The organism is Haloterrigena sp. KLK7, from assembly GCF_037914945.1.
Lineage (GTDB): Archaea > Halobacteriota > Halobacteria > Halobacteriales > Natrialbaceae > Haloterrigena > Haloterrigena salinisoli.
On the sequence record NZ_CP149787.1, the window covers coordinates 2,472,489 to 2,498,768 of the forward strand.

Genomic DNA, 26,280 nt, shown 5'->3' on the forward strand with positions numbered 1-26,280 from the left:
TCTCAGGAGAGTTGCGCGGTGACGTCGGTCGAGGAGACCATCCCGAGGTAATCGTCCCCCTTCACGACGGGCAGGTGTCCGATGCCGAGGCCGGTCATCATCGCGGCGACCTCCTCGAGGTAGAGGTCCGGCGGCACGGTCTCGACGGACTCCGTCATCACGTCCCTGACCGCGACGGCGGTCGGGTCGCGGCCCTCGGCGGCGGCGTTCACGAGATCGGTGCTGGTGACGATCGATGGGGGATCCGTCGTCACGACCAACGCGGTGATTTCCTCGTCGCGCATTCTCGTCGCGGCCTCCTGAATCGTCGCGCTCTTCGAGATCGTCTCGAGCGGCGTCGACATCACGTCGTTGACGCGGGTTCCGTTCGTCGGTGACATACGCCTACGTACGGTAACATCCCTCATGGCTTTTACCCACGCCCGTACGAATTCGCGTCCGCATTCGACGCGCAATCCCGTCTCGGACGGCGCCGTCACGCCGGCGACCGACCGGTGTCAGTCCCGCATCTCCTCGAGTTTCCCTTTCGCCTTCTCGATCCCGGACTCGAACGTCTCCTCGATCTCTTCGACGGTGCGTTCGACGTAGCGGACGCGCTCTTTCGGAACGCGGCGAACGACGTCGTCGCCGTTCTCGTTGGTCCCGTACGCGAACAGCCAGTGATCTTGGAAGTAGGCGATGTGGTCGTTGTCGACGGTCGCGCGCTCGAACTCGCCCGTCGCGGTCTCGTAGACGATCGTCGCCTTCCCCAGCTCGAGGTCGGTCTCGGTGTCGGTATCGATATCGGCCATGATCGGTTCGTCTACAGTCGGCGGTGTAGACCTGGACCCGGCACGTGCAGCCTGACCGACGGAGACCGCCCCGTTCGTCTCGGGATCGGGGCCTGGCCGACGACCACCCCGTTCGTCAGCAGCGTCGCGTGTGCAGGTGCTGTGACGGCACGACACCGGCGACACGAAGTCGGATCGTTCTCTCCCGTCTGCCGCATAACAGAAAGAATAGCCGCTATCTCGGACCGCACCGTCGCCGTTGGATCGACCGCCGTCGCGTGATTTTCGTCCAGTCCGGCGTTCTCGAATCGGTAAGCGTTGCCCTGGCCGACGGATGGAGATCCGTCGCGACCCGATCGGTCGTATGACGATCGCACTGCGAACGCTCGACGACGGCGCGTGGATCAGCGTCAACGACAGCCGCGAGGTGAGCGTCAGCGACGTCTGGACCCTCTCTCGAGGCGTGTTCTGTGACTGTGAACCCGCGTACGTCCTCCTGGAGGGGTTCGTCGACGTCGGCGTTGACGGACCGATCGTGACCGTGGACGCCGTCGGACAGTGTCTCGAATGCGGCACTCGAGACTCGATCGATCGGTTACCCGTCGGTCGGATCGTCGATGGCGAGTTCGAACCGTACGATCCCGAGAGCGTCCAGTCGCTCGTCGAGCCCGACGCTGAGACGGGAGCGAACGATAGCGGCAACGATGTCCGAGAGACGTGAGCGCCGGGGAGAACTGACGGCAGACGGAGTTGCTTATACGTTCCCGCCATATAACGGACTCAATGGCAAGTGACGTCGAGCAGTGGAAGGACGAACTCTACGGAACCGATATTCGCGACGCGATAGAACGCTTCGCCGAGGAGGGATGGGAGTCCATCCCCGACGACGAACACGACGCCTGGTTCGAGCGGTTCAAGTGGTACGGCCTGTACCACCAGCGAGCCGGCCAGGAATCGTATTTCATGATGCGGATCGGTCCGCCGGGGGGCGTCCTCGAGCCCGGCCAGTTCCGACGCATCGTCGAAATCGCGGACGAGTTCTCCCGCGGGCCCGTCGAGAACCCCGAGTTCGGCAACGGCTGGCTCGACGTCACGACTCGTCAAGCGATCCAGCTCCACTGGATCCGTCTCGAGGACGTCCCCGAGATCTACGAGCGACTCGAGGACGTCGGTCTCTCGACGGTCCAGGCCTGCGGTGACTCCTGGCGGAACATCGTCGGCTGTCCGGTCGCCGGCAAGGACAAACACGAGCACGTCGACGCCGACTGGCTCGCGAACGAGCTCCACGACACGTACAAGCAGAACGAGGCCCACTCGAACCTCCCGCGCAAGTGGAAGGTGTCGGTGACGGGCTGTGACGAGGGCTGCGGACAGGGCGACATCAACGACCTCGCGTTCGAGCCCGCCGAGAAGGAGATCGACGGGGAGCGCGTGACGGGCTACAACGTCCGCGTCGGTGGCGGCCTCTCGCGCAACGAACCGCGCTTCGCACGCGACATCGACGTCTTCGCGACGCCCGAGCAGGCCGTCGACGTCGCCGGGGGTCTCTCGGCGCTGTTCCGCGACCACGGCGACCGGGAGGACCGATACAACGCGCGTATCAAGTTCCTCGTCGACGAGTGGGGGCCCGAGAAAGTGCGCGAGACGCTGCAGGAAGACTACGTCGACTTCGAACTCGAGACCGCGGGCGACGACCTTCGAGACTCGTACTCGTACAACGCGGGCGAGGCCGACGGCAAGCACGACCACGTCGGCGTTCACGAGCAGGTCGACGGCGACTACTACGTCGGACTGAACGTCCTCGTCGGTCGAATCGGCGTCGACGACGGCTACGCGATCGCCGACGCGGCGGAGGAGTACGGCTCGGGCGAGGTTCGCCTGACTCAGCGCCAGAACATCATCCTCACCGACGTGGCCGAGGAGAACGTCGACGACCTGCGCGCGGAACCGGTGCTCGAGGACTACAGTCCGGATCCCCACCCGTTCCAGCGCGGCTCCATCGCCTGTACGGGCACCGAGTTCTGTTCGCTCTCGATCGTCGAGACGAAGAACCGTCAGGTCCGCTTCGGCCGCTGGCTCACCGACAACGTCGAGCTCCCCGACGGCGTCGAGGACTTCCACATCCACCTCTCGGGCTGTACGGCGTCGTGTGCCCAGCCGCAGATCGCCGACGTCTCCCTGCGCGGGATGAAGACGCGAAAGAACGGTAACCCGGTCGAGGCGCTCGACATCGGACTCGGCGGCGGTCTCGGCGAAGAGCCCCAGTTCGCCTCGTGGGTCACCGAGCGCGTTCCGGCGGACGAAGTCCCCGGTGCGATCGCGAACCTGATCGAGAACTTCGCCGAGGCTCGCGACGGCGAGGAGAGCTTCCGGGAGTTCGTCGCCGCGCGCGACGACGAGGAACTCGCCGAGCTGGTCGAACCGGAGGAGACGGACTACGACGACCCGTACATGCACAACACGAAGCGAACGTGGTACCCCTACGCCGAGGACGACGAGCTCGACGAGAGTCCCGCGCCCGCTCGCGCCGACGGCACGCCGATCACGTCGGACGACTGACCGCGAATCCGACTCCCCGTTCGAACCCTCGTGGTACCGTTCTGCGGACCTCCATTCCCGTCTCGAGGAGCAGTATCGAGCGCCCTGGGAGTCACTGCAACCGAGACGCGTCGCCGACCGGCGTCCGCTCCGTACTCCGCCGGTCGACCGTCGAGTCGCCTAAGTGCGTTCGACGGCTCTCCGGAGACATGACCGATCGACTGATGAAAGTCAACGCTTACACGACGCTCGACCTCGTCGACGCCGTCGCGACGGGACGGGACTTCGAGACCGAGGCCTTTGCCGTCGCGAACGCGACTTCCGACAAGGAGAACCCCGATCGCGTCCGGTTGCAGTTCGAACTCGACAACATGACCGAGGAACACCTCCCCGCGCATATGGAAGCGCTCGAGTTGACGCCCGATCAGGCGCGGACGCTCGCGGCCGACCTCGAGAAACACGCGGATCGCGTCGAGGACGCGAGCAACGAATAGCGAACAGTCACTCCTCGCTGATCCGACTCCCGCCCGGCGGCATGAAGTGCTGGATGCGGTCTGGGCTGGCGATCTTCCGGACGAACGACTCGTCCTCGAACCGCTCGCGGAACCGCCGGTAGAGCCGCTTGGCCGCGTCGGCCTGCGCGTAGCGACCCGGCTCGAGGTCGATCGTCGTCTCCGCCTGGCCCTCGATGGCCGACGGCGGGCCGCCGATGACCCGGGTGTAGGGCTCGCACTGAATGCCGACCGCGACGCCGACCGGCGTGTCCCGGTAGTAGGTGCGGTCGCCGCGGACCGCGAACCCGCCCTTCTCCAGGTACTCGCCGCTCTCGGGGGTCTTGGTGACCTGGTCGGAATCGACGGCGTAGACGTCGCCGGCGTAGCGGCCGTCCTTCCAGACCGACGAGTAGGAGACCGCGAACTGCGCGGCCTCCTCGATGCTCGACTCCGGTAACTCGATGTCCGACGATGAGGCCTCGCTGGGATCGGTCGCCTTCAGCACGGTGACGGGACCGCCGTGGGCCTGCGTGTGGAGGACCTTGTCGCCGGGCTCTAAGTACTTCTTGACGAGTTCCTCGTTCTGGTCGGCGTTTCGTCCCCCGATCACGAGGTAGCCGTCGCTGGTGTGGAACCAGCGGAACCGGTCGAACCACGGCTCGTTCTCCCGGATCGGGACGGAGGGCTCCGAGAGCCAGTCGCGTTCCTCGCTCTCGTCGTCTTCGTCCTCGTCGCCCTCGTCGGCGGCGTCCTCGGCCTCCCACCGCTCCTGGCGCGCCTTGGCCTCCTCGAGATCATCTCGGGTGTCCTCGATGGCCGCCAGCGCGCCCTCCTTCTTCTCCTCGACGCGCTTGGCCTCGGTGTAGAGGCGGTCGGCGTTCTGCTCGACGCCCCGCTGGGCCACGAGGTCGATGCGCTCGCCGTCGATCTCGACGGTGACGATCCCCTCGCTGCCGTCGACGTCGACGACGGCCTCGGCGGCCGCGATGCCGCGGTCGGCCCCCTCCGCGAAGCGTTCCTCGATCTCGTCCCAGGGGCGATCCTGCGCGCGGGCCTCCTGGACCGTCGAGAGGATGTCGTCGACCAGCCCGTACTCGGCGTACAGCAGTTCCGCCTGCTCGCGGAGGGCGTCGGCCTCCTGCTCGAACCCCTCGATCGCCCCCTGCTGTTGCTCGATGATCCGCTCGTACTTGGCGATCTCCTCCTCGAAGTCGGGCCGCTGGGCGGTCGGATCGGTCTCCTCCTCGTCCTCGGCGAGCTCGAGCCGGTAGAAGTAGTCGTCCAGCGCCGCGAGGAAGGAGTCGTACGGCTCCGAGGCCAGTTCGACGTGCTCCTCGAGCGGGAACGGCGTCGCGTCGACGACCCGGTCGGGGCTCGAGTCCTCGTCCACGTCCTCATCGTCATCGCTGCCCTCGTCCCCGTCGTCCTCGTCCGCGACGTACAGCCGCGGATCGAAGTTCCCGTTTCGCAGGTCCAAGGCGAGCCGTTCGATGGCACCGTAGATGCGGTCGTAGACGTCCTCGTCGGCCTCGGCGATGTCCATCGCCTTCTCGACGCCGGCGCGGGTACAGATCTCCTCGGCGTAGAGCCCCCCGAAGTTGAGCTGGGTCGCTAGCGTCCGAACGACGTCGGTGTCTGAGTCTTCCATCTCGCGATCGAACGCCTCCCGGGAGACCGTCAGCGGGTTCGTCCGACTGTCCGGGAACTCGTAGCGCGAGCCCGGCACGACGGTCCGCGATTTGAGGCGGACGGTCTCGAGGCAGTCGATCACCTCGTACTCGCCGTCGGTGACGGCGACGTTCCCCTGGCCGAACAGTTCGACGATGATCCGGGTGGTGCCGTCGTCGCGCTCGAAGACGAACTCGAGGATGCGGTCGAACTCGTACTGTTCGACGCCCGCGAAGTCGGCCCCGGAGAGCCGGTTGCGGAGCATCATCGCGAACTGCGGCGGTCGGCCGGGGGCGTCGGGCACCCGCTCGGGGGCGACCGTGTGCGCCCGCTTGGTCTCGCCGACCTCGAGCAGCAACTCGACGCGGCCCCGGTCGAAGTCCCGCATCTTGAGCCGGACGAGATCGTCGCCGTAGAGATAGGCCTTGTCGACCTTGGCCCCCTCGTAGGCACCGAGTTCCCCGACGAGGGCGGCGAGGTCGACGCTGGTAAGCTCCCGCTTTGGATCCATACCCCAAACTGCCCGGCGCTGTCAAAAAGGAGTGTCGCTCCGCCCCGGTCGGCTCGCGCCCTCGCTGCGGTCGGAACCGGTCCGCGACGCGGGCGACGACCACCGTCGCCAACGTCCGTCGAAGGCGGTCAGAAAGCCTAATCCGCGCCGAGGCCCACCGTACGCCTATGTACGACAGCGTCGACGCGCGCCGTCGGGGCCGACGCCCGACCGCCGCGGCCGTTCGGCACCGCAGCGACGACCGACCCGTGGTCCCATGCGGATACCGGCCCGCCGGAGGTCGCCGATGAGTCAGCCGGGCCCGGACTCGAGCCCCGACCCCGACGACCGGCCGTGGGACGACGTCTCCCGGTTCCCCACGTTCGTCGACCACCTCGAGAACGAGGGAGCGTTCTCCGTCCGGGAGATCGTCGCCAGTCTGGACGCGGACATTCCCGTCGACGGCATCGTCTACCACGACCGGGGGATCCGCGTCCCCGGCTACGACGCGACGTTCGTCCACGAGCCCTCCCGCGGGCGGCCCGCCTTTAGCCTCGAGGTGGACACGGTCGGGCCGCGAAACGCGTGGGCCGTCTTCGACGCCCAGCTCGGCTGGGACCTCTACCTCCTGCAGACCGACGGCGTGGCGGCACTGGCCTGGGTCAGCGACGAGGAGTACAAGACCGAGGAGGCGACGCACTTCCGGACGAAACACGACGCGCTGGCCGCGGGCCGGTTCTCCTTCGGCGTCTTCTGCTACTCGGGCAGCGACTGGGACGAACGGGTCGCCCGGATCGAAGGCACGGACGCCCCCGCCTACCTCAAAAGCGACGACGGGACGCCGGTGATCCCTCAGAACCCCTCCGAGTTCTACGACTACATCGGCGCGAGCGCCACCGATCTTCGCCAGACCGGCGGCGGTGCGCCGCCCCACCTCGGGCTTCTGGAACTCGAGATCACGATCAACTGACCGAGAGAAACGGGCCCTCGGACCGCGACTCCCGTGGTATCACGACCCTCGGAACCCTTATTCGTGGGCTGACCCTACAATTGTTCGTAATGGCAAACGGCAAGGTTGATTTCTTCAACGACACAGGCGGCTACGGTTTCATCTCGACTGCGGACGCGGACGATGACGTGTTTTTCCACATGGAAGACGTCGGCGGCCCGGATCTGGAGGAAGGCGAGGAGATCGAATTCGACATCGAACAGGCCCCCAAGGGGCCCCGCGCGACGAACGTCGTCCGCAATAACTGATCGCGACGGCTTCGTCGCCAGCGGGCGACGCTGACTGTCGCTGTGCTTTTCTCGCGTTCCGTGCTGAGCGATCGCTCCGTGCGTTCGGTAGCGCGGTCGATACGGAATCGACCAGCGCCGACTCGAGACCCATGTCAGTAGATCGGAGAACGGGGTTCTTCTCAGTAGTCGGTAATACGGTTTATTCGTCCCATCTAGGAGTCACAATTCGCGTTCAGTATCGGGAACGGATTTATCCGTCTGTCTCTTTCCAGTCGTCCGGTTCCCCTTCGCGGAATTCACCCTTGGCATGGCGCTCGTGGGGCCAGAAGGTGACGCCCAGCAGTACGACGTAGAACACACCCACAACGGCAACCACAGCAATCCCGGGGATACTGGCGATTCCAGCGGTTGTCAGCCAGTCCTGGCGCGGCGCGAACGCTGTAATCCTGAAGACCCATGCGACCAAGAGGACACTGAGCAGAGCAAGGTACACACGCCGGAGCCGGTTTGCGAGCGCTTCGTATACCGAGACTTTCAGCGTCGGCCTGCGATAGTCCCTGCTCAGTTCCGCTCGCCAGTCGTGACTTTCAGTGCCTTGAGACGGATCGAGGGCGTTTGCGAATAAGTTCTCTTGGATGACTCGTGCGCGAGAGCGAAAGACGTCGTAGTCCCGGTACCGCCGTGCTTCGATGCCCAGAAAGACGGTGACGACAACGATCCCGATCAGCAAGAGATAGTGTGGGTTATCGGTACTCGAAAACCCCCACGTCAAGATCGCTGCCATCAGCGTCACCGCCCACGTCGTCGTCTCGTCGAGGCGCTGTCGCCACGTCCCCACTCGGTCTATCTCTCCGCGATAGGCGTGGGCCATCACCGAACCGAGTCCCGTACTGTCGTCGACCATTTCGCGGCCGATCTCCCGTTGGTCCGGTGCTGTTGGGTCGAACTCGTCGCTACTCGAATCGGTCATAGCGGAGAGACATCTCCTCGCTCCATAAGCAGTTGTGGTGACGGCGTAATCTGAATGTCATGTACTGGAGAACATCGAATAGTACGCATACGTAGTTGCCGTACGAGACAGGCAGTCAAGTAACCGATTCGAGGAGACAGATAGCGATCACAGCGATAAAAATGCACGCTTAGATATTCGGATAAAACTGACAGTTACTCCCGGTCTGCTGGTTGAAGTAGAAGAAACTTGCCTCTCTCAACGGTAATGTGGAAGTCGTTGAAGACGAATTTGACTGTCCCATTCCGTTGTGACTCACACAGCATATCCAACAGTTCAGGATCTATTGTCTCATACAACGGGGGCAACTCCCAAGGCTCACACTGTTTCAATGAGCTTACAGCGTGGATGGCTGCTCTACTCACGGATTCGTCTTCCGGAATTTCGTATTCCACCACCAAACGAGGTTCCGGATCTTGGGTTTCCATCATCAGGTACAGTGGCCGTACTCGGATAAATCCCGACTTTGAAATGTAATTGGTCGCTGGGTTAGCATCTCTGGTTGCCCTTCAGCGCAGATGAGGAAGTTATCGCAGCAGTTGGAGGAGAGAAAGAGCTGTCAGCAGAGGGAAGCAATCGAGTAGAAGTTCCGACTGGAACAGAAAATCCGCTTTCATGGGTTGTAACTCCGTGGAGCTGTGCGTGGAATGAGCGTAGACATGGGTTCGTCCGAACTGGATGACCGGAATCGGCAAATTCTCCATCTCCTCCAGCAGAACGCTCGCAGTATTAGTACCGAGAATATCGGTAGGCAGATCGGTATCGCGGCCCTTACTGTCCGAAACCGTCTCAAGAAGATGGAAGGTGCTGGGATCATTCGAGGCTATCATCCTGAAATCGACTACGATAACTGGTGCATCGAGATCGATCTCACTCGGTCGGGACTAGCTTTCGACGAGAACGGCCGTCATCCGCCGCGAACGCTGTCGCTCGAGGGCAGTAGTAATCGGCGAGAAATGCGATCAGTTCGAGTTACCGAGGTTCAATCGATGTGGCCTTCGCGACGCAGTTGATCTGCGTCCTGGCTGGTGTAGCGCCACTCGATCGTCGCCTTCTCGTCCTGCCAGTCCCAGGGTTCGGCGACGACGATGTCGTCTTGTTCGATCCACGTGCGGTATTTCATCCGACCGGGGATGCGGCCGAGGCGTTCCTCGCCGTCGGCACAGCGCAGTTGGACGTGGTTGCCACCGAGGTGTTCGGTCACGACGGCGAATACTTCATCGTTGTTGGGCATACGGAGGTTCCGGCGCCCGGATTCTTCTGTCACAACTGTACTACGGGCGGGAGACATTTAAAGGATTGGAGGGACGTGGTAACATCTGGCTCGATCGGACAGTGGGGACGCTAGACAGATAGCCGCGCCGACGCTCGCGATCGGCGAACGGCGACTGATGGCTACAGTTCCCGATCCGAATCCGGATTCTCGAGTTCCCACAGCAGTTCCGGCAGGAAGGCCTCGAGGTTGTCGATGACCCGTCGCTCGCTGACGTTCAGCCCCTCGCAGTGTTCGTGGGCCGAGTCGCGGATGTCGACGTGGAGGTCGCCGTCCTCGAGGAAGACCCCGAGCGGGAAGACCGAACATCGGGTCGGTTTCCAGTCCTCCTCGAGGTGGAGCGCACAGAGGCCGTCCTCCCGGAGGAAGGCGCAGGCACAACCGTCGTCGCTGACGTGGTCGTCCCGGTCTTTCTCCTCGCGGGTGACGAACTTCTCGCCGCGGAAGTCCGTCGTCGTCTCGGCGAGATTCGCCCGCTGGGCCAACTCGAGGAGGTCCTCGTCGTAGAGGAGCACGCCGTGGTGACAGCACCACGTGCAGTCGTCGACGCACTCGAAGGTAAGCTCCGGATCGAACTCGACGACGACCTCGCGGTCGGGATAGACCTCGACGCGTCGCCGCTGGTCAGCGCTCACGAGTCGGGGGAGGGGCCTCGTCTTCAAGTGCCTTTCTACCTGTTTTTCAGTTCCGCCCGGTGGCCGACGGATCGGCCTGCCTCGCACGCTCGACGGCGAGACCGCGCGCGGATCGTCTCAGAAACCGAACGACCGACCGCGGATCGACGATCGACTCGAGGACGTCGTCACTGAGCCGCACCGCTCGAGACCCCGACACAGGCACATGGAGGGCCGACGTATACCCCGATCCCCGGGCAACGAAGGGATATGTGCGCTAACCTCACCGTCGACGAGGAAGGGAAGCGAGTCGTCAACACGAACGGCGAGGAGATCGGCGTCATCGACGAGGTCGGTGCGGGGGTCGCGTACGTCGAACCCGGCGCGGAGATGAGCGATTCGATCAAGTCGCGGCTCCACCGCGACCGGGACGTCGCCGACGGTATGGAACGGTTCCAGCTCGACGAGGACTACATCGACGAGATCACCGGCGACGAAGTGCGGCTACAGCGGTTCTGAGCGGGCCGGGAACCGGCCGACTGTCGATTACTCATCCCTGCTCCAGCAGCCCCTCGAGGGTCCGGTAGCGAACGTTCGCCCGCGCCTCGGCCGAGAGGTCGAACCGATCGAACAGTCCGAGCTGTGGAACCGCCTGATCCGGATGGAGGTAGTCCGTCCCGAAGAGGAGTTTGTCGTGGTAGGTCTCGAGGAACGCCCGTCCGTACTCGGGATCGCGGGTGAGCGCGGTCCAGCCGGAGAGTCCCGAAATGTCGCCGTAGACGTTGTCGTATGCGCCGAGAAGCTCCGGAACCCGACCGCCGGGTTCGACCGGTCGTTCGGGGTACCGACCCAGATCCGCTTCCTCGACGTCCGCGGAGATGTGCGCCCACCAGCCGTGGGCGTGGCCGACGAAATCGACGTCGGGGAACGACGCCAGCACGTCCTCGAAGCGCGGCAGGCCGACCGCGTCGAGCATCGCCTTGTCGTCGAAGTGGAGGACGACCGGGAGCCCGTGGTCGGCACACAGTTCGTACAGCCGCTCGTGTCGCGCGTCGTCGACCGGCAAGCCGGCCTTCAGTTCGCCGAAGCCCCGCGCGCCCCGCTCGACGTAGCGCTCGAGCAGGTTCGTGACGGCCGAGAAGTCTTCCTCGTAGACCAGCGTCCGCGGGTCGACCGTACAGAAGGGAACGAGTCGATCGGGGTAGGCGGCGACCTGCTCGAGGATCCACCAACTCGGCGCCTGAACCGGATAGCTCTCGGGCGAATCGAGCGCCAGCACGACCGCGCGGTCGATGCCGACCGCGTCCATCCACGACACCAGGTCGTCCGCGTCCAGCGGATCCCTGTCGAGGGTCTCGGTGGGGATCAGATGTGTGTGGACGTCGAACAGCGGCTGTCCGCTGTCGGACTCTTCCTGGCTCGATCCCGCGTTCGGTTCCGTCTCGGCCGTCGCACTCGCCCCCGCGCCGATGGCGCCGGCGGCTCCGAGGAGTCCGGCGCTCGCCCTCGAGAGCACGCGTCGCCGGGACGCGCTCGTCATCGATCGCTCTCGGTCGCTCGCTCGCGCTCGAGGCATGCTATTACTCCCCACAATCAGGACAAAAACGGTACGGGGGACCGATCAGTCGGGCGACGGGTCGCGGAGGCTTTTAGTCCCGAGGCGGTCGAACGATCCGATTACGAACGTCGAAGTACCGATGTCGGACGCGACCACCGCCCTCGTCACCGGACCGCCCCGCAGCGGCAAGACGACCGCCCTCGAGCGGACCGTCTCGCGCCTGCGCGGGGACGGCTACACGGTCGGTGGACTCTCGAGCCCCGAACGCCGCGCGGACGGCCAGCGGGTCGGGTTCGATATCGTCGCTCTCGGGAGCGGTGAGCGTGCGCCGATGGCCCGCGTCGATTTCGTCGACGGTCCCAGCGTCGGCACCTACACCGTCGACGTCTCGGCCGTCGATCGTCTCGCCGGGAGGGCGCTGCCGCCGGCCGTCGACGACGCCGACTGCGTGGTGATCGACGAGATCGCGCCGATGCAACTCGAGAGCGACCGGTTCGTTCGGGAAACGAGGCGCGCCCTCGAGTCGTCGACGCCGGTGCTGGCCGCGATCAAACTGGACGCGACGGACGGATTCCTCGGCGCGGTGAAAAATCGGTCGGATACGGAGCGGTTCGTGATCGAGCCGGACGCGCGAGACGCGCTTCCCGAGACCCTCGCCGCGTGGGTCCGGTCCCGAATCCGGCCTCGATAGTCTATCGGCCCCAATCCCAATCTCAGTTCCTATTTCGAGCTCTCGTAGCGTGTGACGGCTGTTCCGCCGGACCGTGACAGGCGTTCCAGCGGAGCGGGTGACAGGGATGCCGCCGAACCGTGTGACAGGCGATTCGGCGGCGCGTGTGACAGGGGAACCGTCGGCGTCTGACAGGGACGCCGGCGGAACGCGTGCGTGTGCGAATTCAGCTACCGACGTTACTCCTCGATGACGAGGTACGTCCGGTCGAGGCGGTGCTCGAGCGAGACGTCGTCGGCGTCGACACTCGATTCGACGAACTCCTCGATGCCGGCGGCGTGGAGATCGGTGACGTCGATGCGACGTCGCTGGGGGTCGAACTCCAGCGCGGTGCCCTCGTCTCTGGTGGTCGGCTCGGATCGGTCATCGGTTCGGTCGACGATCAGTGCCATACGTATCGATGAGACGGAAAGTACGTTAAACCGATCCGCCCGGAGTGAAAGTGAAAGTGCAGGACAGCGGGAGTGTGACGTGGGATCTGTGGATTGACGTCGCGGCGATGGTGGCGCGAGTCTCCGGCCTACCCGAGGCGTTTGACGTCGACGCGGTGGGGTCCCGCGTCGGTCTCGAGTTCCACCGCGTCGACGATCGCCGCCTCCGCTCGCGCCTGCCAGTCCTCGACGGCCTCGGCGTGGCGCTTGCGGATCCGGTCCGTCTCGGACGGGTCGGCGTCCTCGAGTTCCCCCTCGAGGTCGGGGTAGTCGGCGACGACGTCGTCCGCGATGACGTCCCCGGGCGGGACGTGGACCGCGCCGGTCAGTTCGGTGTCGTCGCGCCGGTAGACGTGGATCCGCGCCCGCATCCGTCCGTGGAACGGCGGCGTCACCCGGAGCACGGCTGCGCCGGGGTTCTCCCGCGTGTACGCGTAGGCGTTGACCGCATCCTCGGCCGAGAGCGCGAGCGAGCGAATCGCCGTCGGATCGTCTTCAGTGTCCCCCGCCATTGCCCGTTCGTTAGGCTCGAGACGGGTAAAAGGTGTATATCGGTCGGACTCCGGGGTTCGAAACGGGCTCGAGGGTCGTCTGATGCGTCTCAATTATTTGCGCTATTGGAATCGCTCTCCCGTGCCCAGTCCCGTTTCGGGTAGCGGATACGGTATATCCAGGTCTCGTGGAAATAGCATTCAACTGTATCCAGACGCAAGCGGTAGTCAGATGGCTGGTACCCTGGTACAGGCCCTTTCGTACACGATGTTGGCGGTCGTCGCCGCGCTCATCGGCGGACTCGCGGCTGTCTACCGGACGCCGGGACCGCAAATGGAGAGTAACGTCCAGCACTTCGCGGCCGGCGTCGTGTTCGCCGCCGTCGCCGCCGAACTCCTCCCGGACGTCCATACGCGGGCTCCGACCGTGGTCATCGTCGGATTCGCGATCGGTGTCGCCACCATGCTCGGCATCCATCGCCTCAGCAAGTACGTCGAAAAGCGGGGCATCGGCGGAAAGATGGCGGGCGCCGCTGGTCTGCTGATCACCGTGAGTATCGACATGCTGATCGACGGCGTTCTGATCGGCGTGGCGTTCTTGGCGGAGGCGGCCACGGGCGTTCTCATCGCGGTGGCGCTCGCGATCGAGGTCCTCTTTCTCGGCGTGACCGGCGTCATCGCGCTCCCGGAGGAGACGAGCACGCCGAAGAAACTGGCCGTCCCCGCCGGGTTCGGGCTGCTACTGCTGAGCGGAGTGACCGCCGGCGTCCTCCTGTTCGACGGCGTTACGGGCACGCCGATCGCGCTCGTGCTCGCGTTCGGATCCGCCGCCCTCCTCTATCTGGTGACCGAGGAACTCCTCGTCAAAGCCCAGAAGGTCCCGGAGACGCCGACGTCGACGACGCTGTTCTTCGTCGGCTTCCTCCTCATCTTCCTCCTCGACATGCTACACTGAGGGTCTGCTGAGAGTCGAAAGACGAGGTTCTCCGTATTCGAGGGCACGAAACAACAGTCGTCGTGACTGATCGTCAACTCGGACGGTACACGACTACATAGTCGCGTGAGGCGACACTCGAGAATCGGCTATCGCTCCTCGAGCGTCGGTCGAAAGACCTCGGCCCGGACGTCCGTCGAGACGCCGTGGGTCGCGTCGGCGGCCGACTCGGGGAGGCTCTCGTCGCGGTCCGCGTAGCGGGCCCGCAGCGACGCGCGCACGGCCTCGCGGACGCAGGCTCGAGTCGCCGAGCCGACGTCGGTCCCGCTGCCAGAGAACGCGGTCCGTTCGCCGGTCGGATCGTGTCCGACGACGATCGCGTCCGTCGTAGTCCCCGGAAACCCGGTCTCGGCGAGCAGCGTCGCGGCCTTCGCCTCCGCGGCGACGGCGACCAGGTTCGCCAGCGCGCCGGGGGCGAGCGCCCGTGTCGTGCCGACGACGATATTGACGGTGCCGCGGCCCGGTGTCGCGTCGCCGTCCCCGGTCGTCGAGTCGGGGTCGACGGTACTCGAGTCCGAGTCGTCCTCCGGGTCCATCGGCAGCGCGGCCGGGTTCGAGATACCGGCGGTCGCGTAGGCGGTCACGGAGCCCCGCCGCGCGCCGCGGGCGTCGGCCTGCTCGACGCCGGTCAGGAGGGTCGGTCCGCCGGCGTCGAAGTCCGCGCGCTCGAGGCGCTCGTCGACGTACGCCTCGAGATCGGTCCGGTCCCAGCCGTCGGGGACGGTGACGTTGTAGGCGCAGTCCGCGGTCCGGCGGCCGCCGTTCCAGCCGGTCGAGAGCCACTCCGTCCCCGAGCGAGCCGCCCGGAGGACGCCGTCTCGACGCACGGCCTCGTACGCGGGGCCAGTCGCGGTCATCTCCGGCGGCGGTCATCCTCGGTGTCGGTGGTCTCGCGCCCGGCACCCGAGTCGTCGGATCCCGATCCGTCGGCGACGCCGAGGGCCGCGAGCAGTCGACCGTTCGCCGCGCGGTCCTTGACGGCGACGCGGACGTGCGAGTCGAGGCCGCGGAAGGTCCGCGCGTCGCGGATCGCGACGCCGTCCGCGCGGGCCGCGGCGATCACGCTGTCGACGTCCCGCTCGCCGACGTCACACAGCAGGTAGGGCGCGTCCGACGGCCGGACGTCGAACCGCGAGGCGAGCGCCTCTCGCATTCGCTCGCGCTCGCTGGCGACCCGCTCTCGCGTCTCGCGCACGAACGCGTCCTGTCGAAGACAGTACGCGCCGACCCGAGCCGCCGGCGTGCCCAGCGACCAGGCGCGGCGGGCCGTCTCGAGGGCCTCGCAGTGCTCGCCCGTCGCGACCGCGAACCCGGCCCGCAGCCCCGGCAGCCCGAACAGTTTGGTCAGCGAGCGGGCGACGATCACGTCCTCGGACTCGAGGCGGGCAGCCGACGGCAGGTCGGTAAAGCCCAGGAAGGCCTCGTCGACCAGCAGCGTCGTTCCCGTGGCTCCACAGCGGGTTGCGAACTCGGCCAGCGCGTCGGGATCGGCCGCGTCGCCCGTCGGATTGTTCGGCGTGCAGACGATCGCCAGCGCGCAGTCCTCGAGCACCTCCCTCTCTGCCTCGAGAATCCCGTCGTGCGGAACGAACCGCGGCGAAGCCCCTTGCAGGCGGACTTCGCGGGCGTACTCGCCGAAACTCGGAAACGGGACCAGCGCCTCGTCGCCGGCCTCGAGCGCGCTCTCCATCGTCAGTCGGATCGCGGCCAGGCCGCCGGGCGTCGGGATCACGCGCTCGGGGTCGCAGCCGACGAACGCCCCCGCGGCGGCCCGGAACTCGGGGTAATCGTCGTCCGGATACCGGCGGGAGTCCTCGAGGGCGTCCGCGTAGACCGCCTCGACGCCGTCGGGCGAGTACGGATTGGTGTTGGCCGAGAAGTCGATGACGTCACGGTCGGTCTCGCCGCCGTGCGGGACTCGCTCACCGGTGCGCATCGCGTCGGGGTTCACGGATCTCCCTCCGTCCGCGTCTCCGCTTCGGTCCGCGCCTCCGTTTCGGTCCCCGTTCGCGTCTCCGGTCCCGGTGCGCCGTCGGCGTCGATGCCGAGGCGAGCGCAGACGGCCTCGAGTCGATCCAGCACCTCGTCCGTCCGGCCGTCGGGGACCAGCGAGAGCGCGCCGCCCATCGCGACGCCTTCCTTGGCCTCGCCGGCGCAGTAGCGCGCCATTGCGACGTGGTCGCGCGCGTCGAAACCCGGGTCGGTGACCGTGAGGTCGCAGTTCAGGCGGTAACAGGCCTCGCCGAGTTGATCCCCCCGCTCGTCGGCGACGAACGAGGTGGTCGCGATCGACAGCGGATCGTCGACGCCGGCGTGGCGCAGGGCCGTCGCGACGGCCACCATCTGCGTGCCGCCGGCCAGCGTCACGTCGGCGCCCGACTCGAGCGCGCCGGCCGCGATTCCCGCGACGGTCGCCTGGACGGGGTCGCCGACCGCACGGACGGCCTCGAGCGGCGCCCCGGCGCAGTCGCCGGCCGCGAGGTCGCTCGCGGCGAGGGCCTCGTCGACGACCCGCCGCTTGCGTTCGATCGGGTTCTGCGGGAGCGACGAGGAGACGCCGGTCGGCACGCCCAGCGCGGTGAGCACGCCCAGCGCGGTCGTCGTGCCGCCCGGCACGGTCTCACCGATCAGGAGGTCGTCGTCGGGGAGGCTCGCGCCGAACGCGCGGGCGCGGTCGAAGATCGCTTCGGCGCCGGGGACGGCCTCGGGCTCACGAACGTCGGCACCGGGATCGACCTCGAGATCGACGGTGGGCGCACCGGTCGGCCGGGCGAGGCCGGCGTCGACCACGGTCGTATCGAAGCCGATTACCTCTCGCACCGCGCGGGTCACCGCGGCCGGCGTCGGACAGCCGTTCGGACTCACCGGCGTCACGGGAGCCGTCGTCGGCCTCCCGTACTCGAGGATCTCGACGTCCGCGGAGGGGGTGTGCTCCATCAGCTCCGGGGCGGCCCCGGCGGCGCTGATGCCCTCGATCAGGGCCGTCTCGGTCGTCCCGGCGGGGAGGATCACGCGCATCTCAGCGGACCTCCGTGGCCACCGCGGACAGCTTCGCTGTCGCGATGCGGGCGTCTTCGCGTCGATTCACGTTGATCGCGAGTCGCGGGTCGTAGTGTACGCGTGTCATGGATTCGTCCGAATCGCCGACTACGTTGACCCCGGTCGGCGCGAGGTGGTCGTCCGCCTCGAGCGTCGCGTCGACGCTGACGCCGAGGCGGCGCTTGAGTGCGACGGGGACGGCGACGGTCAGCGACGGGACAGCGCTCCCATCGCCGTCGCTGGCGTCGGTGGCGACGGCATCGATGCCGGAAGCGGCGTCGGCGGCACTGCCGTGAACCGCGAGCACTCGATCGATCGCGGCCTCCGCGAGCAACGGAACGTCGGCCGCGACGGTCAGGACCGGCGGCTCGAGTTCGGGTCGCTCGAGCAGTTCCACCAGGTCGGCCACGTAGCCGTCGCCGGCCGTCTCGACCGTCGCGACGCCGTCGGTCGCCTCGAGGTGTGCCCGCGTCTCGGGCGCGTTCGGCGAAACGGCGGCGTACACGGCGTCGGCGCGGCTCTCCTCGAGACCAGCGAGCACGCGGTCGACCATCGCGACCCCGTCGATCGGGTGCAGCGGTTTCTCGTGGGCGCTCTCGAGGCGGGTCCCCTTCCCGCCGCACATCACGACAGCGTCCACGCGATCACCCCCAGATGGATGCCGGCGACGCGGCCGATCTCGTTGGCCGCGCCGAAGATGTCGCCGTTGATGCCCCCGAGGTGTCGATCCGCCCAGTACCACGGGAGCGCGATCCCTCCGAGGGCCCCGCCGAGGGCGACCGCCGCCGTCGGACGCGGCCAGGTCAGCGCGGCGGCCGGGAGAGCGACCGCGGCGGGCGCGACGAACGAGCGGGAGTCGGATGCCGTCGTGAACTTGTTTCCCATCCCCTCGTAGCTCGCCGTTCCGAGACAGGCCATCGCGGCCATGCCGAGTTTCGTCCCGACTTCGGCGGCGACCGCGACGCCGATCGCGCGACGGGGAGGGAGTCCGGCGAGGGCGAGCCCCCCGAGCGCCAGCGCGACGACGACGAGGGAAACCGCCAGCAGCGCGCCGACGCCGGTCGTCGTGTCTTTCAGTACCTCACGACGGCGCTCGCGGTCGCCGTGGACGACGAGTGCGTCGCCCAGGTCCGCGACGCCGTCGAGGTGGTGGATCCCGAGGACGGCGTAGACGGCCAGCAGGTAGCCCAGCGCGACGGTCGGGGCCGGGAGCGCCCCGGCTGCGAGCAGGGGGACGGCGGCCAGCGCGCCCGCGACGTAGCCGACGACGGGGAACGTCGCCGGACTCGAGCGAAACGCCGCCCAGTCGCCGTCGCGGTGGCCGACCGGGAGCCGCGTCAGAAATCCCAGCGCGCCGCGGACGGCGGCGATTCCCCGCCCGATCACGCGGTCACCACCTCGAGGGTCGGGAGCGCCCCCATCGGCCAGGCGATCGCGTCGGTGAGGGACGCGACGCCCGCACCGAGCGCGACGCCGACGCCGGTCGTCGGATCCGTCGGAACCGGCTGTGGCCCCTGCGGCGGGCTCATCGCCGTCACGGCCGCCGCGAGGAGGACGGCGATGACAACCGCGACGACGGCGGCCCGGCCGACGACGGTGACGGCCCGCTCGCCGTCCGCGACGGTCGGCAGGTCGGCCCCGGGATTCAGGTCGTAGACGCCCACCTTGCGGAGTCGAACCGAGAGGACGCAGGCGAGGGTGGCCATGGGCCACCCGGAGTTGGGCGAGGGCGGGTCGCGCGCCCACTCGCCCGCCCGCCGGAGCGCGAGGGGATCGGCCCTGGCGACGGCGACGGTGACCGCGGCCAGCCGCGCGGGGAGCCACATCACGAGGTCATCGAGTCGCGCGCTCGCGGTGCCGTGGGGCTTCGCGGGGTAGCCGAGCATCGAGTCCAGCGTGTTGACGCCCTTGACCCACGCCGCGGCGGCCGCGGCGGCCGGCAGCGACAGCGGCGCGAGGACGGCGAAGGGAACGAGCGTCGCGACCAGCCCGTCCGCGAGGTTCTCGCCGGCGCTCTCGACCGCCGCGCTGCGGATCTCGGCCGCCGAGAGCGTCGACGTATCGCGACCGACGAGACCCCGAACCCGCTCGCGGGCCGTCTCGAGGCCGTCGTCGGCTCCGGGATCGGCAGCTGAATCGGTCTCGGCACCGTCCGGTCCGGCGGTCGCCGCGGCGGCCGTGGCGGTCGCAGTGGACGCAGTGGCGTCCACGACCGCCCGGGTCAACTCGAGCAGCGATCGCAGACTGGTCGTCAGGAAGAGGACGAGCCCGGCGGCGACGGCCCCGGCGAGCGGCGACAGGGCGCCCGCCAGCGCGACGGCGCCGCCCGCCACGACCGCGGGACACAGCGGCGCGAGAAGGGCAATTCCGACGCCGGCCAGTCGCTGCCCGCGCTCGGTGGCGGCCCACTCCCGGTCGAGCGCGCCGACCAGCCGGCCGAACCACGCGACCGGATGGAGCGCGTTCGGCGGCTCGCCGACCAGCAGATCGAGGCTGAAGGCCAGTCCGAGCAGCGCGAGCGTCGTCAGTAGCACGATCGTCCCTCCCGGCCCCGAGCGCGGGTCCGCGTTCCGTTCACGCCCTCAACGTTCCGCCGCGTAGTCATGGTTCCCGTGACTCCCCGTGGGATTCCCGCGACTCCCTGCCGGGTTCCTGTGACTCCTCGAGGGCCGACAGGCGGTCCGGGACCGACTCGAGCGGGTGGTCTTCGAGCAACAGCGCCGTTCCGCCGACGGCCTCGACGCCGCCGTCGGCCCGGGGGTCGTCGCCGACGTGGACGAGGTCGCCCGGGTCGACGCCGAGTCGGTCGGCGGTGAGCTCGAAGATTTCGGGCGCGGGCTTGCGCCAGCCGCAGCCGACGCTGGTCACGACGGCGTCGAAGTCGTCGCGCTCGAAGGCCGACCTGACGAGGGTGCGGCCGACCAGTTCGGGGACGCTGCAGTTCGAACAGATCGCGACGGGTCCCCGTTCCCGGGCGGCAGCGACCGCCTCGACGGCGCCCGGCCTGGTCTCGACCGTCGGGTCGAACGCCGCGACGACCGCGCGCCGGGCCGCGTTTCGCTCGTAGTCGACGCCGCGGCTCGCGAGCGCGCGCGAGACGTGGGCCGGCAGCGGTACCTCGGCGCCCTCGGGGGCGTCGACGTGGGCCTCGGCGTAGGCCTCGCCCCAGTCGTCGGGGACCGCGACGTCGCGGTCCGCGAGTTCCCGGGCGACGGCAGCGGCCGGGTCTGACGGTCTCTCGGCGGTCACGAGCGTTCCGAAGAGGTCGAACGATACTCCCACACGTACGTAACTAACGCAAACTGACTTTACTTTCGCGATCGGGAGAACGGACGGTCGGCCGTGGAAAAGATTTGTAACGGCTACGGTCAGGGTAGTGATCGAGGTTTCCCCGATGTCCAGACGACCCCCCTCCACCCCCCGATTCGTCCACCGCGTCCGGCGCACCGTCCGAGCGAGTCTCGATACGCTCCGCTCGCTGGTTCGTATTAGCCACCGCTCCGAGGCCGCCGACAGCGGGTCCCGGATCGACGACGATCCGCACCGCACCCAGCGCGACCAGCACGATCGAGTCGATCGATACGACCGAATCGACGAGCAGGGCCGAACCGACCGGTACGACCAAACCGATCGGCTCGGTCGATCCGATCGCGACCGCGGTACCGGGACGCGACTCGAGTCTCGCCCGGATCCGAATTCGCGTCCAGTCGAACCGCGCCCGAATCCGAGTTCGCGTCCGGGATCGAAAGCCGATCTGCTCGACCCCGACAACGGCCCCACGAGTTGCAGCGAGATCCTCGAGCACGGCTGTCTGCCGGCCCAGTACGTCCGGGCCGTCCTGGCCGAACACGGCGGCCGACTCAAACAGCGGCGCTTCGTCGACGAGTACGGCTGGTCGCCGTCGACCGTCAGCGAACTCCTCTCGACGCTCGAGGACGACGGCGCGATCGAACGCTATCGGATCGGGCGCGAGAAGGTGATTCGACTCCCCGACGAGGAGCGACGACCGGCTCCGATGGCGGGGGGCAGTCGCGAAAATAACGGTCGGTAACCGAACGGACGATCGCCCTCAGTCGAGGCGAGCGAACGCGAGGTTGCCGGAGATGTTCTTGATGTAGATGTCGACGACGTCGCCCTCCTCGGCGCCGGGGACGAAGATGGTGTACTCGCCCTTCTCGGCGACTCCGTCGCCCTTGCGGCCGGTGCCGGTGATCTCGACGGTGTAGGTCTTGCCCTCTTCGACGGCCTCCTGCTGTTGTTGCTGCTGGCTGCTCGTCGAGCGCTTGGTGACGGGGCGGAACGCACCGCAGGCGTCACAGCGCAGCATGGGCGTGCGGTCCTCGCGGACGAGTCGCGTGTCCGGCAGGCCACACTCCGAACAGAGAACGTACTCGTCGACGTAGGCGTCGACGGCCGCGTTGAAGTCCTGCTCGGAGAAGGTCCCGTTGTACCGGCCCCGGCCGTCCTCGAGTTTGCCGCTGGTACCCAGTTCGCGCTGGATGAACCGGTGGAGGTGTTCGTCGTCGCGCGAGAGCGTATCGGCGATGTCGCCGAGGTTCGTGAATCGGGTGAACGCGCCGTCCTTCTGGGGGACGGCGTCGGGGATCTGCAGTCGCTGTTCGTCGCCACCGATGTCCGGAACGTCGTCCATCGCTCGGTCGAGACTCGCTTCGTAATCCATACGCGAGAACAGGGGACCGTGACGTAAATCCGTTCTGCTATGACAATCAGGAGACGGCGCAGCGATGGCTCGAGCCCGGTTCGGACGCCGACGGCGTCGAATCGGCTACGGCGAGCCGCCGCCGCTCTCGCCGAGCGAGCCCCCCTTCTCCTCGTCGAGACTCGAGAGGTCGCGCTCGGCGTTGGCCTCGTTGGGACTGCCGGCCTCGCCGGTGACCTCGCCGTAGACCGCCTCGCGGACCTCCTCGGGGTCGTCGAACTGCTCGCCGGCCAGGCGATCGAAGACGCTGCCCAGCGACTCCGTCTCGTTCGGCATGTCGATCGCCTCGTTGGCGTACTCCGTGGCGAGCTCCTCGCTCGTGACCGGATACTCGATCTCGCCGAGGTCACGGCCGACCTCCTCGAGGATCGACTCGGTCGTCTCGGCCCGCCGTGATTTCCGCTGTTCGGCGCTGTCCTGTGCCCGGTCGCGGCTGGGACCGTCCTCGCTCATACGCCGTGCTATCGCCGGCCGGAGGAAAAACGACCGGCCGGCGATCGCCTGTGCCCGCCACCGATCGACGCCGATCCGTTGTCACAGCCGTAACAACAGTCCTGTCGTTACGACTGTTCTCACAGAGGATACTTGCGTTCTCTCTCGAGAGGGACGACGCATGTCTGAGGAGAACCGACGAACGATCGCGATGTGCGAGGAGTGCGGTGCCCTCTACGCGGCATTCGAGATCACCGACGGCGAGTTTCGGCCGATCGGACAACGCGACGGCTGTCAGTGCGGGTGTGTGGAGTTCACGCCCGTCGACGACGACGTTTCGGGGTTCTCGCTCGATTGAGTGGCGCGGACCGAGGCCGATCCCGACGACTCGGTGATCGCGACCCGACTCGCGGCCGGTTCTCCGCCGTACGTGGCACTTTTCCGATCGGAGCCGGTCTACTGGGTATATGAGTGACCGAGCGGCGGCCGCGGGCGGGGACTTCTGGGGCGACGCGGACGAGGACACTGCCCTCCGGCGCTACCGGACGCTGGTGAACACGATCGACGACGGCCTCTACCAGCTCGACGCCGACGGCGACTTCGTCGCGGTCAACGACGTGATCGTCGACCGGACGGGCTACGAGCGCGACGACCTGATCGGCGAGCACGTCTCGCTGATCCTCGACGCGGCGGACGTCTCGCGCATCGAACGCGCGATTCGCGAGGGGCTGTCCACCGGTGGAGACGCCGACGGCGTCTTCGAAGTGACGATCGAGACGGCCGACGGCGAGCGCGTGCCGACCGAGCTCCGAGTGAACCCGCTGCTCGAGGACGGCGACTTCCGCGGGACGGTCGGCGTCGCCCGCGACGTCACCGACCGGAAACGCAGCCGGGAGCGAGCGGAGACGGCGATGGAGTCCTACGAGACGATCACCACCGTTCTCGACGAGGCCGACGTGGGCGTCTTCGTCCTCGACGACTCGTTCGACGTCGCCTGGGCCGACGAGACCGCGGGCGAGTACTTCGGATTCGACCGTGACGCGGTCATCGGTCGCGACAAGCGCGAACTGGTCGAAGAGACGATCCGCCACCGCGTCGCCGACGGCGACGCGTTCGCCGACACCGTCCTCGCGACCTACGAGGACAACAGCTACGACGAGCGCTTCGACTGTCGCGTCACGGCCGGTCCGGAGGGGGAAGAGCGCTGGCTCGAGCATCGGAGCCGACCGATCGACTCCGGGCGGTACGCCGGCGGCCGGATCGAGCTCTACTACGACGTCACCGACCGGCACCGCCGGGCGATCCAGTTGCGGCGACTGAACGAAGCCGTCGGCGAGTGGCTCGAGGAGTCCTCGCGCGAGGCGGTGGCCGAGCGAGCCTCGGACCACCTCCGCGACATCCTCGGGATGACGCTCAACGGGATCTACCTCTACGACGCCGATGCGACGGCGCTTCGGCCCGCGAGCTGGACCGAGGCGACCGAGCGCCTGCTCGGCGACCTGCCGACGTTCGAGCCGAACGAGGGGATCGCCTGGCGCGTCTTCGAGTCCGGCGAGCCGGCGTTCCACGCCGACGTGAGCGCGGCGCCGGACGCGTACGATCCCGACACGCCGATCGGCAGCGAGATGATCCTGCCGATCGGGGACCACGGCGTCGCCTTGATCAGCTCCGAAGAGCGCGACGCCTTCGACGAGGGCGACCGGATGATCGCGCGGGTCGTCATCTCCAGTCTCGAGGCGACCTTCGACCGACTCCGCCACGAGCACCGCCTCGAGCGCGAACGGGACCTGACCGACCGGATCCTCGATACCATCCCCGCGGGCGGCCTCGTGCTGGACGCCGACGGGGAGATCACGCGGATCAACGACCGCGCCGCCGAACTCCTCGGGATCGAGGAGCCGGAGGCGTTCTCCCCGTGGGACGAGCCGATCTACGACGAGGACGGCCGGCGACTGTCGGCCGAGGAGTACCCGTCGTCCCGAGCGCTCGCGACGGGAGAACCGGTGTACGACCGCGTGTTGCAGATCGAACGCCCGGACGGGGACGGGACGCGCCGCTGGCTGTCGATCAACGCCGTCCCGATCACCGACGACGACGGCGCGATCGACCGCGTCGTCACCGCGGCGGAGGACGTCACCGACCTCAAGGAGCGCGAACGGGCGCTCGAGAGCGAACTGCGCGAGGTGTTCGGGCGGGTCTCGGACGCGTTCTACGCGGTCGACGAGGAGTACCGATTCACGCACGTCAACGAGCGCGCGGCGGAACTCCTCGACGTCACCGAGGACGAACTGCTCGGCCGGCGCCTCGACGACGTCTATCCGGAGACTGAGGAGCTGGAGCGGGTCCGGTCCCACTTCGACGAAGCGATGGAGACGCAGGAATCGGTCGGCCTCGAACACTACTCGGAACTCCTCGGGTTCTGGCTCGAGGCCACCATCTACCCCTCCGAGAGCGGCGTCTCGGTCTACTTCCGCGACGTCACCGAGCGCAAGGAGCGCGAGCAGGCGCTCCGGGAGAGCGAGGCGAAGTTCCGGACCCTCGCGGAGAACTTGGACGAGACCGTCTGGATGTCGACGCCCGACGCCGAGGAGATGGTGTACATCAATCCGGTCTACGAGGACGTCTGGGGCCGCAGTCGCGAGTCGCTCTACGACGAGCCGCGCTCGTTCCTCGAGGCGATCCACCCGGACGACCGAGAGCGGGTCCGGGAGGCCTACGCGGCCCTGCCCGAGACGACGTACGACGAGGAGTTCCGCGTCGTCCAGCCGGACGGCGACGTCCGGTGGGTCCACTCTCAGGCCGTTCCGGTCCGCAACGACGGCGAGATCGTCCGCATCGTCGGGATCGCGACCGACGTCACCGAACGCCGGGAGTACCGGCGCAGACTCGAGGAGTCCAACGAGCGCCTCCAGCAGTTCGCCTACGCCGTCTCCCACGACTTACAGGAGCCCCTGCGAATGATCACGAGCTACCTGCAACTGCTCGAGCGGCGGTACGAGGACGAACTGGACGAGGACGCCGCGGAGTTCATCGACTTCGCGGTCGACGGCGCCGACCGGATGAAGGCCATGATCGAGGGCCTGCTCGAGTACTCCCGCGTCGAGACGCGGGGCGATCCCCTCGAGCCGGTCGATCTCGAGCGGGTCGTCGACGAGGTCCTCGCGGACCTGCAGTTCAGGATCGAGGAGGAGAACGCCGAGATCTCGACCGAGCCCCTGCCCCGCGTCGAGGGCGACCCCGGCCAGTTGCGCCAGGTGTTCCAGAACCTGCTGGACAACGCCATCGAGTACAGCGGCGAGGAACCGCCGCGGATCCGTATCGAGGCCGAGCGACGCGAGGCGCGACACGCGCCCGCGGACGGTTCGACCGAGCAGCACCCGCGGGCGGACGGTATCGCCGCGGAGCGCGGCGACGAGTGGGTGATTTCGGTCGTCGACGAGGGGATCGGGATCGATCCCGACGACGCCGACCGCATCTTCGAGGTGTTCGAGCGGTTGCACACTCGGGAGGAACACGAGGGGACGGGGATCGGACTGGCGCTGTGCCAGCGGATCGTCGAGCGCCACGGCGGCGACATCTGGGTGGAGTCGGAACCCGGCGAGGGAGCGACGTTCTCGGTGACGCTACCGGCCGCCGCCGAGGCTAACGGCGACGAAACTGACGACGGCGAGTGAGCGCGCGGCGATCGGTTCGAAAGGGACCGACCACGCCGACACGAACGTCACGCGCGCCGGCAGAACGTCTCGGCGGGTCATCGAGGTCACCGCCGATGCGAGCGGCTCGCACGTGA

General features: G+C 67.6%; 31 protein-coding genes. 12 read left to right on the forward strand and 19 right to left on the reverse strand.

Annotation, left to right across the window (positions count from 1 at the left end; all coding sequences use genetic code 11):
* Positions 1 to 2: 2 nt before the first annotated feature.
* Both WD430_RS12120 and WD430_RS12125 read right to left on the reverse strand, forming a co-directional pair.
* Entirely contained in the window at positions 3 to 380 is a 378-nt protein-coding gene (locus WD430_RS12120) for a CBS domain-containing protein (RefSeq protein ID WP_345786454.1), read from the reverse strand.
* A 117-nt stretch (positions 381 to 497) separates the two neighbouring features.
* Entirely contained in the window at positions 498 to 791 is a 294-nt protein-coding gene (locus tag WD430_RS12125) for a hypothetical protein (protein WP_339102706.1), read from the reverse strand.
* A 343-nt stretch (positions 792 to 1,134) separates the two neighbouring features.
* Here WD430_RS12125 and WD430_RS12130 point away from each other — a divergent pair, with 343 nt between their 5' ends.
* The 3 genes from WD430_RS12130 to WD430_RS12140 all read left to right on the forward strand — a co-directional run bounded on the left by WD430_RS12130 (position 1,135) and on the right by WD430_RS12140 (position 3,802).
* Positions 1,135 to 1,491, forward strand: coding sequence for a hypothetical protein (locus WD430_RS12130; RefSeq protein ID WP_339102707.1), 357 nt, complete (start codon positions 1,135 to 1,137; stop codon positions 1,489 to 1,491).
* Positions 1,492 to 1,553: 62 nt separating this feature from the next.
* Positions 1,554 to 3,329 (forward strand): ferredoxin--nitrite reductase, encoded by a 1,776-nt coding sequence (locus tag WD430_RS12135; protein ID WP_339102708.1) that lies wholly within the window; start codon positions 1,554 to 1,556, stop codon positions 3,327 to 3,329.
* 188 nt (positions 3,330 to 3,517) lie between these two features.
* The gene (locus tag WD430_RS12140; protein ID WP_339102709.1) at positions 3,518 to 3,802 is read left to right on the forward strand and encodes a DUF6360 family protein; all 285 of its coding nucleotides are present in this window, start codon (positions 3,518 to 3,520) and stop codon (positions 3,800 to 3,802) included.
* A 7-nt stretch (positions 3,803 to 3,809) separates the two neighbouring features.
* On the opposite strand, the gene rqcH is transcribed toward WD430_RS12140, so the two are convergent.
* Complete coding sequence (gene rqcH, locus WD430_RS12145) at positions 3,810 to 5,981, reverse strand: ribosome rescue protein RqcH (RefSeq protein WP_339102710.1); 2,172 nt, start codon at positions 5,979 to 5,981, stop codon at positions 3,810 to 3,812.
* A 286-nt stretch (positions 5,982 to 6,267) separates the two neighbouring features.
* Between rqcH and WD430_RS12150 the strand changes: the two genes are divergently transcribed.
* Positions 6,268 to 6,930, forward strand: a complete 663-nt coding sequence (locus WD430_RS12150; RefSeq protein WP_339102711.1) for a hypothetical protein — start codon at positions 6,268 to 6,270, stop codon at positions 6,928 to 6,930.
* 89 nt (positions 6,931 to 7,019) lie between these two features.
* Positions 7,020 to 7,217 (forward strand): cold shock domain-containing protein, encoded by a 198-nt coding sequence (locus WD430_RS12155; RefSeq protein ID WP_339102712.1) that lies wholly within the window; start codon positions 7,020 to 7,022, stop codon positions 7,215 to 7,217.
* A gap of 232 nt (positions 7,218 to 7,449) precedes the next feature.
* Here WD430_RS12155 and WD430_RS12160 read toward each other — a convergent pair whose 3' ends face one another.
* Entirely contained in the window at positions 7,450 to 8,169 is a 720-nt protein-coding gene (locus WD430_RS12160) for a DUF2270 domain-containing protein (RefSeq protein ID WP_339102713.1), read from the reverse strand.
* A gap of 194 nt (positions 8,170 to 8,363) precedes the next feature.
* The gene (locus WD430_RS22615; protein WP_407067120.1) at positions 8,364 to 8,639 is read right to left on the reverse strand and encodes a HalOD1 output domain-containing protein; all 276 of its coding nucleotides are present in this window, start codon (positions 8,637 to 8,639) and stop codon (positions 8,364 to 8,366) included.
* A 228-nt stretch (positions 8,640 to 8,867) separates the two neighbouring features.
* Here WD430_RS22615 and WD430_RS22620 point away from each other — a divergent pair, with 228 nt between their 5' ends.
* The gene (locus WD430_RS22620) at positions 8,868 to 9,221 is read left to right on the forward strand and encodes an Lrp/AsnC family transcriptional regulator (RefSeq protein ID WP_407067145.1); all 354 of its coding nucleotides are present in this window, start codon (positions 8,868 to 8,870) and stop codon (positions 9,219 to 9,221) included.
* Here the strand turns inward: WD430_RS22620 and WD430_RS12165 are convergent.
* Both WD430_RS12165 and WD430_RS12170 read right to left on the reverse strand, forming a co-directional pair.
* Entirely contained in the window at positions 9,191 to 9,499 is a 309-nt protein-coding gene (locus WD430_RS12165) for a translation initiation factor eIF-1A (protein ID WP_083870274.1), read from the reverse strand. The two genes, WD430_RS22620 and WD430_RS12165, sit on opposite strands and share 31 nt — an antisense overlap.
* A gap of 104 nt (positions 9,500 to 9,603) precedes the next feature.
* On the reverse strand, positions 9,604 to 10,116 hold the full coding sequence (locus WD430_RS12170) for a YkgJ family cysteine cluster protein (RefSeq protein ID WP_339102714.1): 513 nt from the start codon (positions 10,114 to 10,116) through the stop codon (positions 9,604 to 9,606).
* A 249-nt stretch (positions 10,117 to 10,365) separates the two neighbouring features.
* Here WD430_RS12170 and WD430_RS12175 point away from each other — a divergent pair, with 249 nt between their 5' ends.
* Positions 10,366 to 10,614, forward strand: coding sequence for a hypothetical protein (locus WD430_RS12175; RefSeq protein ID WP_339102715.1), 249 nt, complete (start codon positions 10,366 to 10,368; stop codon positions 10,612 to 10,614).
* Positions 10,615 to 10,645: 31 nt separating this feature from the next.
* Here the strand turns inward: WD430_RS12175 and WD430_RS12180 are convergent, their stop codons facing one another.
* Positions 10,646 to 11,671 (reverse strand): amidohydrolase family protein, encoded by a 1,026-nt coding sequence (locus tag WD430_RS12180; RefSeq protein ID WP_339102716.1) that lies wholly within the window; start codon positions 11,669 to 11,671, stop codon positions 10,646 to 10,648.
* 121 nt (positions 11,672 to 11,792) lie between these two features.
* Here WD430_RS12180 and WD430_RS12185 point away from each other — a divergent pair, with 121 nt between their 5' ends.
* Positions 11,793 to 12,344: a nucleoside-triphosphatase gene (locus WD430_RS12185; protein ID WP_339102717.1), complete on the forward strand. Its 552-nt coding sequence runs from the start codon at positions 11,793 to 11,795 to the stop codon at positions 12,342 to 12,344.
* 218 nt (positions 12,345 to 12,562) lie between these two features.
* Here the strand turns inward: WD430_RS12185 and WD430_RS12190 are convergent, their stop codons facing one another.
* Complete coding sequence (locus tag WD430_RS12190; RefSeq protein WP_339102718.1) at positions 12,563 to 12,775, reverse strand: hypothetical protein; 213 nt, start codon at positions 12,773 to 12,775, stop codon at positions 12,563 to 12,565.
* A gap of 128 nt (positions 12,776 to 12,903) precedes the next feature.
* Positions 12,904 to 13,326: a hypothetical protein gene (locus tag WD430_RS12195; RefSeq protein ID WP_339102719.1), complete on the reverse strand. Its 423-nt coding sequence runs from the start codon at positions 13,324 to 13,326 to the stop codon at positions 12,904 to 12,906.
* Between the two features lie 211 nt (positions 13,327 to 13,537).
* Here WD430_RS12195 and WD430_RS12200 point away from each other — a divergent pair, with 211 nt between their 5' ends.
* Positions 13,538 to 14,260 carry a ZIP family metal transporter gene (locus WD430_RS12200; RefSeq protein WP_193366259.1) on the forward strand — a complete coding sequence of 241 codons (723 nt, stop codon included), beginning with the start codon at positions 13,538 to 13,540 and terminating at the stop codon, positions 14,258 to 14,260.
* Between the two features lie 128 nt (positions 14,261 to 14,388).
* Here WD430_RS12200 and WD430_RS12205 read toward each other — a convergent pair whose 3' ends face one another.
* The 7 genes from WD430_RS12205 to WD430_RS12235 form a co-directional block, all read right to left on the reverse strand.
* Positions 14,389 to 15,156, reverse strand: a complete 768-nt coding sequence (locus WD430_RS12205) for an adenosylcobinamide amidohydrolase (protein WP_339102720.1) — start codon at positions 15,154 to 15,156, stop codon at positions 14,389 to 14,391.
* Positions 15,153 to 16,250: a threonine-phosphate decarboxylase gene (locus tag WD430_RS12210; protein WP_339102721.1), complete on the reverse strand. Its 1,098-nt coding sequence runs from the start codon at positions 16,248 to 16,250 to the stop codon at positions 15,153 to 15,155. The genes WD430_RS12205 and WD430_RS12210 overlap by 4 nt, the downstream gene beginning before the upstream one ends.
* Positions 16,247 to 17,317 (reverse strand): nicotinate mononucleotide-dependent phosphoribosyltransferase CobT, encoded by a 1,071-nt coding sequence (gene cobT / locus WD430_RS12215; RefSeq protein ID WP_339102722.1) that lies wholly within the window; start codon positions 17,315 to 17,317, stop codon positions 16,247 to 16,249. The genes WD430_RS12210 and cobT overlap by 4 nt, the downstream gene beginning before the upstream one ends.
* A gap of 1 nt (position 17,318) precedes the next feature.
* Entirely contained in the window at positions 17,319 to 17,963 is a 645-nt protein-coding gene (locus tag WD430_RS12220; protein WP_339105818.1) for an NTP transferase domain-containing protein, read from the reverse strand.
* Complete coding sequence (gene cobS / locus WD430_RS12225) at positions 17,963 to 18,724, reverse strand: adenosylcobinamide-GDP ribazoletransferase (protein ID WP_339102723.1); 762 nt, start codon at positions 18,722 to 18,724, stop codon at positions 17,963 to 17,965. The genes WD430_RS12220 and cobS overlap by 1 nt, the downstream gene beginning before the upstream one ends.
* On the reverse strand, positions 18,721 to 19,872 hold the full coding sequence (locus tag WD430_RS12230; protein ID WP_339102724.1) for a CobD/CbiB family cobalamin biosynthesis protein: 1,152 nt from the start codon (positions 19,870 to 19,872) through the stop codon (positions 18,721 to 18,723). Before WD430_RS12230 ends, cobS begins: the two co-directional genes overlap by 4 nt.
* 67 nt (positions 19,873 to 19,939) lie before the next feature.
* The gene (locus WD430_RS12235) at positions 19,940 to 20,620 is read right to left on the reverse strand and encodes an HAD family hydrolase (protein ID WP_339102725.1); all 681 of its coding nucleotides are present in this window, start codon (positions 20,618 to 20,620) and stop codon (positions 19,940 to 19,942) included.
* Between the two features lie 112 nt (positions 20,621 to 20,732).
* Here WD430_RS12235 and WD430_RS12240 point away from each other — a divergent pair, with 112 nt between their 5' ends.
* Positions 20,733 to 21,389, forward strand: a complete 657-nt coding sequence (locus WD430_RS12240; protein WP_339102726.1) for a helix-turn-helix domain-containing protein — start codon at positions 20,733 to 20,735, stop codon at positions 21,387 to 21,389.
* 18 nt (positions 21,390 to 21,407) lie between these two features.
* On the opposite strand, the gene WD430_RS12245 is transcribed toward WD430_RS12240, so the two are convergent.
* Positions 21,408 to 22,019 (reverse strand): translation initiation factor IF-2 subunit beta, encoded by a 612-nt coding sequence (locus WD430_RS12245; RefSeq protein WP_339102727.1) that lies wholly within the window; start codon positions 22,017 to 22,019, stop codon positions 21,408 to 21,410.
* A 105-nt stretch (positions 22,020 to 22,124) separates the two neighbouring features.
* Positions 22,125 to 22,511: a hypothetical protein gene (locus WD430_RS12250; protein ID WP_339102728.1), complete on the reverse strand. Its 387-nt coding sequence runs from the start codon at positions 22,509 to 22,511 to the stop codon at positions 22,125 to 22,127.
* A 160-nt stretch (positions 22,512 to 22,671) separates the two neighbouring features.
* On the opposite strand from WD430_RS12250, the gene WD430_RS12255 reads away from it, so the two are divergent.
* Positions 22,672 to 22,848 carry a hypothetical protein gene (locus WD430_RS12255; RefSeq protein ID WP_339102729.1) on the forward strand — a complete coding sequence of 59 codons (177 nt, stop codon included), beginning with the start codon at positions 22,672 to 22,674 and terminating at the stop codon, positions 22,846 to 22,848.
* 109 nt (positions 22,849 to 22,957) lie between these two features.
* Positions 22,958 to 26,164, forward strand: coding sequence for a PAS domain S-box protein (locus tag WD430_RS12260; protein WP_339102730.1), 3,207 nt, complete (start codon positions 22,958 to 22,960; stop codon positions 26,162 to 26,164).
* The last annotated feature ends 116 nt before the right edge of the window (positions 26,165 to 26,280 follow it).